Source organism: Winogradskyella algicola, assembly GCF_005869935.1.
GTDB lineage: Bacteria > Bacteroidota > Bacteroidia > Flavobacteriales > Flavobacteriaceae > Winogradskyella > Winogradskyella algicola.
Genome location: NZ_SZQF01000009.1, coordinates 174563 through 185941, shown reverse-complemented (window position 1 = coordinate 185941; position 11379 = coordinate 174563). Strand labels below are relative to the sequence as shown.

The 11379-nt window shown below is 33.1% G+C and carries 10 protein-coding genes and 1 rRNA gene; 10 read left to right on the top strand and 1 reads right to left on the bottom strand.

What is annotated here, in order from left to right; genetic code table 11:
- Both rrf and FC091_RS14110 read left to right on the top strand, forming a co-directional pair.
- Positions 1-87: ribosomal RNA gene (gene rrf / locus FC091_RS15410) — 5S ribosomal RNA — on the top strand; the annotation flags it as partial.
- A gap of 107 nt (positions 88-194) precedes the next feature.
- The gene (locus tag FC091_RS14110; RefSeq protein WP_138434898.1) at positions 195-2633 is read left to right on the top strand and encodes a helix-turn-helix domain-containing protein; all 2439 of its coding nucleotides are present in this window, start codon (positions 195-197) and stop codon (positions 2631-2633) included.
- Between the two features lie 53 nt (positions 2634-2686).
- Here the strand turns inward: FC091_RS14110 and FC091_RS14105 are convergent, their stop codons facing one another.
- On the bottom strand, positions 2687-3829 hold the full coding sequence (locus FC091_RS14105; protein ID WP_138434897.1) for an acyl-CoA dehydrogenase: 1143 nt from the start codon (positions 3827-3829) through the stop codon (positions 2687-2689).
- Between the two features lie 91 nt (positions 3830-3920).
- Here FC091_RS14105 and FC091_RS14100 point away from each other — a divergent pair, with 91 nt between their 5' ends.
- The 8 genes from FC091_RS14100 (at position 3921) to FC091_RS14065 (ending at position 11376) form a co-directional block, all read left to right on the top strand.
- On the top strand, positions 3921-4988 hold the full coding sequence (locus FC091_RS14100; protein WP_138434896.1) for an anhydro-N-acetylmuramic acid kinase: 1068 nt from the start codon (positions 3921-3923) through the stop codon (positions 4986-4988).
- A gap of 74 nt (positions 4989-5062) precedes the next feature.
- Positions 5063-6289: a Glu/Leu/Phe/Val dehydrogenase dimerization domain-containing protein gene (locus FC091_RS14095; protein ID WP_138434902.1), complete on the top strand. Its 1227-nt coding sequence runs from the start codon at positions 5063-5065 to the stop codon at positions 6287-6289.
- Positions 6290-6309: 20 nt separating this feature from the next.
- On the top strand, positions 6310-7701 hold the full coding sequence (gene nhaD, locus FC091_RS14090; protein WP_138434895.1) for a sodium:proton antiporter NhaD: 1392 nt from the start codon (positions 6310-6312) through the stop codon (positions 7699-7701).
- A 63-nt stretch (positions 7702-7764) separates the two neighbouring features.
- The gene (locus FC091_RS14085) at positions 7765-8460 is read left to right on the top strand and encodes a MotA/TolQ/ExbB proton channel family protein (RefSeq protein ID WP_076620208.1); all 696 of its coding nucleotides are present in this window, start codon (positions 7765-7767) and stop codon (positions 8458-8460) included.
- A gap of 3 nt (positions 8461-8463) precedes the next feature.
- On the top strand, positions 8464-8856 hold the full coding sequence (locus FC091_RS14080) for an ExbD/TolR family protein (protein WP_076620209.1): 393 nt from the start codon (positions 8464-8466) through the stop codon (positions 8854-8856).
- A 57-nt stretch (positions 8857-8913) separates the two neighbouring features.
- Positions 8914-9819, top strand: a complete 906-nt coding sequence (locus FC091_RS14075) for an energy transducer TonB (protein WP_246035949.1) — start codon at positions 8914-8916, stop codon at positions 9817-9819.
- A gap of 3 nt (positions 9820-9822) precedes the next feature.
- Positions 9823-11040, top strand: a complete 1218-nt coding sequence (locus FC091_RS14070; protein ID WP_138434894.1) for a bifunctional folylpolyglutamate synthase/dihydrofolate synthase — start codon at positions 9823-9825, stop codon at positions 11038-11040.
- A 42-nt stretch (positions 11041-11082) separates the two neighbouring features.
- Positions 11083-11376, top strand: coding sequence for a hypothetical protein (locus FC091_RS14065; RefSeq protein WP_138434893.1), 294 nt, complete (start codon positions 11083-11085; stop codon positions 11374-11376).
- Positions 11377-11379 lie beyond the last annotated feature (3 nt).

Genomic DNA, 11379 nt, shown 5'->3' with positions numbered 1-11379 from the left:
GCTCACCTCTTACCTTTCCGAACAGAGAAGTTAAGCCCGTTTGCGCCGATGGTACTGCACTTGTGGAAGAGTAGGTCGCCGCCTTTTTTGAAGACCCTTACTGTTACAGTAAGGGTCTTTTGTTTTTTAGATATTTTCATAGCTAATATCTTTTTTGATTCCTTTTCTTTATTATATTCTTAATTTTGCCACTAATGAATAATAACAAAGAGTTACAGTTAGCTTGGGATTTCGTAAATAAAAGCAGTCGAAATATTTTTTTAACAGGTAAAGCTGGTACAGGAAAGACAACTTTTCTTCATAAGTTAAAATTAAATTCACTTAAAAGAATGGTTATTGTTGCTCCTACAGGTGTAGCTGCAATTAATGCTAAAGGTGTAACTATTCATTCATTTTTTCAATTGCCTTTTGGGCCAATACTACCTGATGATACGCGTTCAAGTGGAAATGGATTCAAAAATAAGTTCAGTAAAACCAAAATCAATATTATTAAATCGTTAGACTTATTAGTTATTGATGAGATTAGTATGGTTAGAGCTGATTTATTAGATGCTATTGATAAAATTCTGAGACGATATAAAGATAGAAATCAAGTTTTTGGTGGTGTCCAAGTTCTTATGATTGGTGATTTGCAACAATTATCACCAGTTGTAAGAGATAATGAATGGGAATTGCTAAAACCATTTTATAACAATCCTTATTTCTTCAGTAGTCATGCTTATCAATATTGTAACCCAATAACTGTTGAGTTAAAATATATTTATAGGCAAGACAATCCCAAATTTATCGAGATTTTAAATGAAATAAGATCTAATAGACTATCTCAAAATTCAATAGAAGAACTTAATAAACGTTTTGATCCAAATTTTTCACCTCCTGAAAATGAAGGCTATATATTTTTAACGACTCATAATAGTAAAGCAGATCAAGTTAATAATTCAGAATTAGATAAACTTTCAACAAAAAAAGTAAGCTATTCAGCTAAAGTAGAAGGTAAATATCCTGAACATTCTTTTCCTAATGAGGATAAATTAGTATTGAAACTAGGTGCACAAGTGATGTTTATTAAAAACGATAGTTCACCAGAAAAACGTTATTTTAATGGTAAAATAGGGAAAGTTATTCATTTAGATAAAGACGAAGTTGTTGTTAAATGTCCTGATGACGATTTTAATATTATCACAAAACCTGAGACTTGGGAAAACATTACCTATAATGTTGACAAAATAACAGACGCTATAACCGAAGAAAAGATTGGTAGCTATAGGCAGATGCCTTTGCGCTTAGCTTGGTCAATTACTATCCATAAAAGTCAAGGCTTAACCTTTGAAAAAGCTGTAATTGATGCAGAAGGTGCTTTTGCCCATGGACAAACTTACGTAGCCTTGAGTAGATGTAAATCTTTAGAAGGTTTAGTCTTAAAGAGTAAGATTGATTCAAGACATATTATAAGTGATACCAATGTTCTTAATTTTACCAAACAAGCAGAAGAAAACCAACCAGATGATTCAGAATTAGAACAATCAAAATCTACATTTCAGCTTCAATTAATTTCAGAAGTTTTTGATTTTTTTCAATTTATATATCCTGTTAATAGAATTTTAGATATCTATTATAAAAACAGAGGTAGTATTGAAGGTAACCTAGAACAACCTTTAACCAGTATAAAGGATTGTGCTACAAACTTACTGAAAGTAGCTAATTCATTTAAAATTCAACTAAAAGAATTAGCCCAAGATATGTTGCCAGAAAATGATAAAGTAATACAAGAACGTTTTAAAAAAGCTATTACTTATTTCACTGAAGAAACTAAAAGTAAGATTATCGATGCTTATCAAAACTTTAGTTTTAGCACAGATAACAAAGCTTTAGATAAAGATATTAGTAAACAATTAGATACTATTGAAGAACTTATAGTGACTAAAAAACTCTATTTTTTTGAGTTAAAAGAAGGTTTTGAAGTCAACAAGTTTTTAGGATTAAGAGCAAAATCGGTTTTTTTAACTAAAGACAAACCTAAAAAGTTAAGAAAAACAGTGATTGATGGTACAACAAATATCGAGTTATTTGAACTGTTAAGAGCCTTAAGAAACACACTAGCGCAAGAACACGATTTAATTCACTATCAAATATTCACCCAAAAAGCACTATACCAAATGTGTGAGACTTTACCAACGACCAAAAAGGAACTGTTACAAGTTAATGGTTTTGGTAAAGTGCGAGTTGAAAAGTATGGAAACGATATTCTATCGGTGATCAAAGATTACTGTGAGGACAATGATATTAATGTTTCAGATGATAGTCAATTTGAATTTGTAGAAGAAAAAAAGCCTAAACGTAAAAAAGGTGATACACAAAAAGAATCTTTAGCACTTTTTAAAGACGGTAAAACTATAGAAGAAATAGCTCACCTTAGAGAATTAAATGAAAATACAATCTTTGGTCATTTGGCTAAATTTATTAAATCTGGTGAAATTAAAATTTCCGACTTAATTCCTAACGCGCATTATCAAGAATTAAAAAAATTGATACCAAAACATACATTTGATACACTTTCAGATTTAAAACATCAACTAGATGATAAATATAGTTATGGTGAAATCAGGTTGGTTTTAGACGAATTAAATTCATAAAAAAAGGCTTCAATATTACATGCGAAGCCTTTTCAATTTTTAAAATTGAGATGTTACCCTTTTATAACACCTCTAGAAATTACAATTTTTTGGATTTCAGAAGTGCCTTCATAAATTTGAGTGATTTTTGCATCACGCATTAAGCGTTCTACGTGGTATTCTTTCACAAAACCATTTCCACCGTGTATTTGTACGGCTTCAACTGTTTGTTCCATTGCAACTTTACTGGCGTATAATTTTGCCATAGCACTTGCCATGTCATAATTGTTACCTTGGTCTTTATCCCAAGCCGCTTTCATTACTAACATACGTGCAGCTTCAACTTCAGTATACATGTCTGCAAGTTTAAAAGCAATAGCTTGATGGTTGCAAATTTCAGTACCAAAAGCTTTACGCTCTTTACTATATTTTAAAGCAAGCTCGTAAGCACCAGAAGCAATACCTAAAGCTTGTGCAGCAATACCAATACGTCCACCTGAAAGTGTTTTCATTGCGAATTTAAAACCAAATCCGTCTTCACCAATTCTGTTTTCTTTTGGTACTTTAACATCGTTAAATTGAAGTGTGTGTGTATCACTTCCTCTAATGCCTAATTTATCTTCTTTAGGACCAATATCAAAACCTTCCATACCTTTTTCAACTATAAAAGCATTGATTCCTCTGTGTCCTTTTTCTCTGTCTGTTTGTGCAATTACTAAATAAACATCAGATCTACCTCCATTAGTAATCCAATTTTTTGTTCCATTAATTACATAATGGTCACCTTTATCAATTGCAGTTGTTGTTTGTGATGTTGCATCACTACCAGCCTCAGGTTCACTTAAGCAAAATGCACCAATCTGCTCACCAGTAGCTAATTTTGTTAAATACTTTTGTTTTTGTTCTTCAGTACCATAAGCCTCAAGACCATAACAAACCAACGAATTATTTACAGAAACCATTACAGAAGCAGACGCATCAATTTTAGAAAGCTCCTCCATAATAAGCACGTACGAAATTGTATCCATACCGCTACCACCATACTTTGGGTCTACCATAATGCCCATAAACCCTAATTCGCCCATTTTACGAACTAATTCGTCCGGAAAAGTTTGTGTATTATCACGTTCAATAACACCAGGAAGTAATTCTGTTTGAGCAAAATCTCTGGCCGCATCACGAATCATTAAATGTTCTTCAGTTAAGCTAAAATCCATATAGTAAATTAATTATTGATTTGTTAAAAAATTCATGCAAAGATAACGCTTTCTTGCTGTATTTTCAATAAGTAATATTATTTTTACTAATATGATAAAAACTGAATATAAAGTTGTTGCAGTAATGTCTGGAACGTCTTTGGATGGTATAGATGTTATCTATGCAAGTTTTAATTTTCATGAGGATTGGAGCTTTAAAATTTATCATGCGGAAACTCTAAAATATTCAACCGAATGGAAGACTATCCTCAGCAATCTTGTAGACAATTCTCTTGAAGAATTAAAGGAATTAGATTTTGCCTATTCTGAGTATTTGGCTAACGCGATAAAATGTTTCATAACTAAGCACAATCTCAGTGAAATAGACTTTGTATCTTCCCATGGACATACAGCATTGCATCAACCAGATAAAGGGCTAACCTATCAAATAGGTAATCAACAGATTTTAGCAGATATGCTTAATAGAAAACTAATTTGCGATTTTAGAGTGCAAGATGTTAAGTATGGTGGGCAAGGCGCTCCATTAGTACCAATAGGCGATAGGTTACTTTTTTATGACTATGATTATTGTTTGAATTTAGGTGGGTTTGCCAATGTTTCGTTTGAAAAAAATAAAAGACGTATTGCTTTCGATATTTGCCCAGTTAATATTGTAATTAATCATTATGCTTCTAGAATTAATTTAGAGTATGATGACAGAGGAAAGATAGCTTCGAAAGGAACAGTACATAAAGGTTTATTAGACCAATTAAATCAACTTGAATTTTATAAACAATCTGCACCAAAATCACTAGGTTTAGAATGGGTTAAAACGCACATCTTTCCAACTATAGATAGATTTGAACTTAAAACCGAAGATATATTAAGAACTTTTACAGAACATATTGCAACACAGATAGCTAAAGTTTTAAAAGATAAAGTGTCGAAAACATTAATTACTGGCGGAGGAGCTTACAATGATTTTTTAATAGAACAGCTTAAATTAAAAACCCAGTCTAAGATCATAATTCCTGATAATCAAATAATAGAATTTAAGGAGGCTCTAGTATTCGGTTTATTGGGCATTCTTAGAGATAGAAATGAAGTTAATTGTCTTAAAAGTGTTACAGGTGCAACCAAAGATCATTCTTCAGGAAAAATTTTAATTCCAAAGGCTTAAAATTAATATTTAATTCACTTTTTAGGCATTGGAGTTTTTTATATTTGTTACCATTAACTAAATCATCGAAATTGATAAAGCAATTACTTCAAACATACGAAGATAAATCCCCAGAAATAGTGTTCCATTGGAACGATCCAGAGACCGAGGCAGAAGGTTGGACAGTTATAAATTCTTTAAGAGGTGGTGCTGCCGGAGGCGGAACCAGAATGCGTAAAGGCTTAGATATGAATGAAGTACTTTCATTGGCAAAAACAATGGAAGTGAAGTTTACTGTGTCTGGTCCTGCAATTGGTGGTGCTAAATCTGGTATTAATTTCGATCCTCAAGACCCTAGAAAAAAAGGTGTGCTAGAACGTTGGTATGCAGCAGTTTCACCATTGTTAAAAAGTTACTACGGAACAGGAGGAGATCTCAATGTTGATGAAATACATGAAGTGATTCCTATTACTGAAGAAAGTGGTGTTTGGCATCCTCAGGAAGGTGTTTTTGAAGGTCATTTTAAACCTACGCAAGCTGATAAGATTAATAGAATCGGTCAGTTAAGGCAAGGTGTAATAAAGGTTATTGAAAACCCAGAATATTCACCAGATGTATCTAGAAAATATACTGTGGCAGACATGATTACTGGTTTTGGAGTAGCTGTTGCGGCAAAACATTTTTATGAGTTAAACGAAAGCTCAATAAAAGGAAAACGTGTTGTTGTGCAAGGTTTTGGCAATGTTGGTGCAGCTGCAGCATTTTATTTTGCCCAAATGGGTGCTAAAGTCGTTGGTATTATAGATCGCGTGGGAGGTTTAATTAGACCTGAAGGATTTTCTTTTAAAGAAATTACTGATTTATATCTTAATAAAAACGGAAATACATTAGTAGCGGATAATCTTATTCCATTTGACGAAATAAACGAAAAAATATGGTCTTTAGAGACCGAAGTATTTGCGCCTTGTGCTGCATCTCGATTAGTCACTAAAAATCAAATCGATCAGATGATTGCTACTGGTCTAGAAGTTATTACCTGTGGTGCAAACGTGCCTTTTGCAGATAAAGAAATTTTCTTTGGACCCATAATGGAACATACAGATCAAAAGGTAAGTTTAATACCAGATTTTATTTCCAATTGCGGAATGGCAAGAGTTTTTGCTTATTTTATGGAACGTAAAGTGCAGATGACAGATGAAGCAATTTTTAATGACACATCAGATGTCATAAAAAAGGCTCTAAAAGAAGTTAAAAACAACAATCCATCAACTGTTGGCATAAGCGAAACTGCATTTGAGATTGCACTAAGACAATTAATTTAAAAAAATAGATCCCTTAATTTATGGAAACCGTAATAATTCTCGTATTTGTATTTGGTTACTTAGCCATTACTCTCGAACATAATATTAAAATAGATAAGCTTATTCCAGCTTTGGTAATGATGGCTATAAGTTGGGCATTAATATCATTAGGTATAGATGATTTCACACAATGGTTTGATTCTGCTAAGCACAACCTCATGGAAAATTTTGGGTTGTTGCCTCATGAAGAAAAAATGCACCTAATGGAAGAAACCCTTTTGCATCATTTAGGTAAGACTGCTGAAATATTAGTTTTCTTACTTGGTGCTATGACCATTGTAGAGATAATAGATTATTTTGATGGTTTTTCAACTATTAAATCAGCAGTAAAATTTAATAGTAGAAAAAAGTTACTATGGATGTTTTCAATATTAGCTTTCATTCTTTCAGCAATAATAGATAACCTTACAGCAACTATTGTTTTAATATCTATACTTCAAAAAATTGTTAAAGATAGAGATGTAAGAATATGGTTTGCTGGTTTAATCATTATTGCGGCAAATGCAGGGGGAGCATGGTCACCAATTGGTGATGTTACAACGACAATGCTTTGGATAGGAGATAAAGTGTCTACAGGAAAGTTATTCTCATACTTATTTATTCCTTCAGTGATTTGTATGGCAGTACCAACTTTTATTGCTTCATTATTACCAGCATTTAAGGGAACAGTAGAATTACAAAAAGCGGATGACAAACCTAAAAGCAAATTTAGTTCTACCATGTTATTTTTAGGGTTAGGCGCCATTATATTTGTCCCAATTTTTAAAGTAATAACACATTTACCACCTTATGTAGGTATGATGTTATCTCTTGGTGTAGTTGCTATTTTTGCGGAGGTTTATAGTAATTCAAAATTTGCAATTTCTGCTGCTGAACATGGAGAGCATGAGGCACATGCTAGTCACAGCCCTGTACATTATTCGTTATCAAAAATTGAATTACCAAGTATACTATTCTTTTTAGGTATTTTAATGGCTGTAGCAGCATTAGAATCTTTAGGTATTTTATTCGGTTTCGCAAATTCATTACAGACGTCTATGCCAATGATGGGTACTGAGTTACACGGAGAAGGCGTTTCAGATTTAGTAGTGCTACTACTAGGTGTCGGTTCTGCGGTAATTGACAATGTGCCTCTAGTAGCAGCAAGTTTAGGAATGTTTTCTGAGCCAATGGATAACGAATTATGGCACTTTATAGCATATTCAGCAGGAACAGGTGGTAGCATGTTAATTATTGGTTCTGCTGCAGGTGTAGTTGCAATGGGTATGGAAAAAATAGATTTTTTCTGGTACTTAAAGAAAATAGCTTGGTTGGCACTTTTAGGATTTATAGCTGGAGCAATTGCTTTCATGGTTACCAGAGCAATTTTCTAACATACTTAAGTTAAAAACTAAACGTTATAACTTACAGAAACTTTTAAACTTAAAACTTTTTATATGATATTACTAAGTAATATTCAAGATGGTGCAGAAGTATTAGCAGAAGGAGAGCAAGTAGAAAAAACACTTTCCATTATCGAGTTGATCACTAGTGGTGGAACTTCAGGAATGGTAATAATTCTTATCCTATTCCTACTTCTTATTGTAGCAACCTATATTTATTTTGAAAGAATTTTTGCTATCAAGGCAGCTTCTAAAGTAGATTCTAATTTTATGAATCAGATTAAAGATCATGTAAGCAATGGTAAAATAGATTCTGCTCAGATGTTATGTGCACAACAAAATTCACCGGTATCAAGATTGATTGCCAAGGGCATTACTCGCATCGGTAAACCATTAGAAGATATTAATACTGCAATTGAAAACGCTGGTAGATTAGAGATTTATAGCTTAGAAAAGAATGTAAGTGTACTTGCAACGATCTCTGGTGTGGCTCCAATGATTGGTTTCTTAGGAACTGTAGTTGGTATGATACTTTCTATTTTTGAACTAGCTAATGCTGGCGGAACAATACAAATGGATGTTTTAGCCAGCGGACTTTATACTGCAATGACAACTACTGTTGGCGGACTTATAGTGGGTATTATAGCTTATGTTGCCTATAACCACATAGTTGTAAAAACAAATAAGGTTGTTTACCAGATGGAAGCCAACTCTGTAGAGTTTTTAGATCACTTAAACGAACCTATCTAATTTATGAATATTAGAGGACGAAATAAAGTAACACCAGAATTCAATATGGCATCAATGACCGATATTGTATTCTTGTTATTGATCTTTTTTATGATTGCTTCAACCTTGGTAACTACTAATGCAATAGATATTATTTTACCAAAAGCCAGCGGTAAAACCGAAAATAAAAAATCGACAGCAGTAAGTATCAAAAAAGATTTAACCTATTACATAGATCAGAAGCGTGTTGGTGAAAGTGTTTTAGAAAATGAATTGGTGAAAGCGCTCTCAACTCAAGAGCAACCAACAATTGTGTTGCGTGCCGAGAAGTCTGTACCTGTTGAGAATGTTGTTAAGGTTATGGACATAGCTAATAGAAATAAATTTAAAGTGATTTTGGCAGTGCAGCCAAATTAAAACGGCATCGTTTTTGAAACTGAGTTTTGAAAATGAATATTAATAAAACAGAATAGTATGTTTAGCGTAAGTGTTAGAATCTTTTTGGCAGTATTCGTACTTTTTTTGATAGTATGGAACGTTAAAGGATTATCTCCTAAGAATAGATCTAGGGGACTAACTACGATTTTAACATTGGTGGTTTTATTTCTTTTATTTCGATTTGGTTTGATGTATATGGATCCACCAGAAGAATATGGTGTTGCTGTTAATTTTGGAACCACAGATTTTGGGAGTGGAAACAAACCATTATCACAACCAAGAGAAGCAGTAGAAGAAAAAGTAGTTGAAGAATCTCAGCCAGAGCCATCAGTATCTGAACCTACTGAAGCTATTCAAAAGACTGAGGATGTAATGACTCAGGAAGACGCAGAAGCCATCGCTATTAAAAAGCAAAAGGAGGCTGAGGCAAAAGCAAAAGCAAAAGCAGATCGTATTGCACGAGAAAAGCGTGAGGCTGAAGAACGCAAAAAGCAAGAGGAAGAAGAAAAAAGAAAGAAATTAGATAACCTAATTGGTGGTGTAAAAAACTCAAGCGGAAATGACGATGGAGGTGAAGGGCCAGATAACAAAGGAGGTAATAAAGGACAGTTAGATGGTGATCCATATGCACCAAGTTATTTTGGTGGTTCAGGACCAGGAAAAGGTGGTGTAGGTTATGGTCTTGGTGGAAGAGGTAGACCATCAAGAGAGATTTATAAGCAAGATTGTAATGAATATGGTTTGGTTGTTGTAAAGATAGAAGTAAACCGACAAGGAAAAGTTGTTAAGGCTACTCCTGGAATTAGAGGAACAACCAATACGCATCCTTGCTTATTAGAACCAGCTAAGAAAATAGCACTCAGTCATAAATGGCCAGCAGATTCTGATGCGCCAACTATTCAAGTGGGATTTGTAAGTATTAATTTCGATATAGGTCAATAGCAAATGAACTATACCGATACAGTCAATTGGATGTTTCAACAACTGCCAATGTATCAAAACAAGGGGAAATCTGCTTTTAAAAAGGATTTATCTAACACACTAAAACTTTCAGCACACCTTAATCATCCCGAAAAAAAATTCAAATCTATTCATGTTGGCGGTACTAACGGAAAAGGCTCTACAAGCCACATGTTGGCTTCTATACTTCAGGAAGCAGGTTACAAGGTTGGACTTTATACATCACCACATTTAAAAGATTTTAGAGAACGCATAAGGATTAACGGAAAGGTTGTTTCAAAACAATTTGTCATTGGTTTTATAAAGCGGAACAAAGCTTTTTTAGAATCTAACAACTTATCTTTTTTTGAAATGACTGTTGGTATGGCTTTCGATTATTTTTCGAAGCAAAAAGTTGATATAGCTGTTATAGAAGTAGGTTTAGGTGGTCGTTTAGACTCGACAAATATTATTACCCCAGAACTTTCTGTAATTACCAATATTGGTTTTGACCATATGCAGTTTTTAGGTGATACACTCGAAAAAATTGCAGGTGAAAAAGCAGGAATTATTAAGCAAAATATTCCGGTTGTAATTGGTGAAACACAGCCTGAAACTCAAGCAGTTTTTAAAGTAAAGGCTAAGTCTACAAATTCTGAAATATATTTTGCAGATCAATTAGTTAAAGAAATTTTTGAAAGTGACTTAAAAGGGTCGTACCAAAGCCATAATATCAAAACCGTCATTCAGTCAGTTAAAGTCCTAACACAATTGGGTTATAATATTTCAAATTCAAACTTAAAAAATGGATTATTAAACGTTGTCAAAAATTCTGGTTTACAAGGACGATGGCAAGTATTACAAAAGAACCCAAAAGTAATTTGCGATACAGCGCACAACAAAGAAGGCTTAAGTTATACTATGAAGCAATTACAATCGGAAACTTATAATAATTTACATATTGTTTTTGGTGTTGTAAGCGATAAAGACTTAGAAGCCATACTGCCATTATTACCAAAAACAGCAACTTACTATTTCTGTAAACCAAATGTACAACGTGGATTAGATGCCGAAATTTTAAAACAGACATTTGCTAAAAACGGTCTGTACGGAAATGCTTATCCAAGTGTAGGTAAAGCATTCAGTCATGCTAAGTATGTGGCTACAAATGATGATTTAATTTACGTAGGTGGAAGTACTTTTGTTGTGGCAGAGGTTCTTTAGAGTCTAAAAATATGTATATTTCAAAATCAAATTTTTTAATCGATGATAGAAATTATCAACCAAATATTTGCATTAGAATCTAAACTTATCAAAACAGGGAGTAACGATTATACCAGAAACTTTGATCGTATTGCTTCAGAATTTGAAAATCTAAACTACCATGTCATTAATCCGATAGGAAAGCCTTATAGAAACGAAATGACAGATGTTGAAGCAAGTATTTCAGGGGATTTAAATAAAAATTCTAAAATCACTAAAGTTTTAAAACCCATCATTTACCAAATAGATGATAATGAAACTAAGCTTGTACAAAAAGGAATTGTAATTGTAGAATAAGAT

Bases quoted from the DNA above. Each gene is read 5' to 3' on its own strand.
- FC091_RS14110 (WP_138434898.1), top strand. From the start codon at position 195: ATGAATAATAACAAAGAGTTACAGTTAGCTTGGGATTTCGTAAATAAA.
- FC091_RS14080 (WP_076620209.1), top strand. From the start codon at position 8,464: ATGAATATTAGAGGACGAAATAAAGTAACACCAGAATTCAATATGGCA.
- FC091_RS14065 (WP_138434893.1), top strand. From the start codon at position 11,083: ATGATAGAAATTATCAACCAAATATTTGCATTAGAATCTAAACTTATC.
- FC091_RS14085 (WP_076620208.1), top strand. From the start codon at position 7,765: ATGATATTACTAAGTAATATTCAAGATGGTGCAGAAGTATTAGCAGAA.
- nhaD (WP_138434895.1), top strand. From the start codon at position 6,310: ATGGAAACCGTAATAATTCTCGTATTTGTATTTGGTTACTTAGCCATT.
- FC091_RS14070 (WP_138434894.1), top strand. From the start codon at position 9,823: ATGAACTATACCGATACAGTCAATTGGATGTTTCAACAACTGCCAATG.
- FC091_RS14075 (WP_246035949.1), top strand. From the start codon at position 8,914: ATGTTTAGCGTAAGTGTTAGAATCTTTTTGGCAGTATTCGTACTTTTT.
- FC091_RS14100 (WP_138434896.1), top strand. From the start codon at position 3,921: ATGATAAAAACTGAATATAAAGTTGTTGCAGTAATGTCTGGAACGTCT.
- FC091_RS14105 (WP_138434897.1), bottom strand. From the start codon at position 3,829: ATGGATTTTAGCTTAACTGAAGAACATTTAATGATTCGTGATGCGGCC.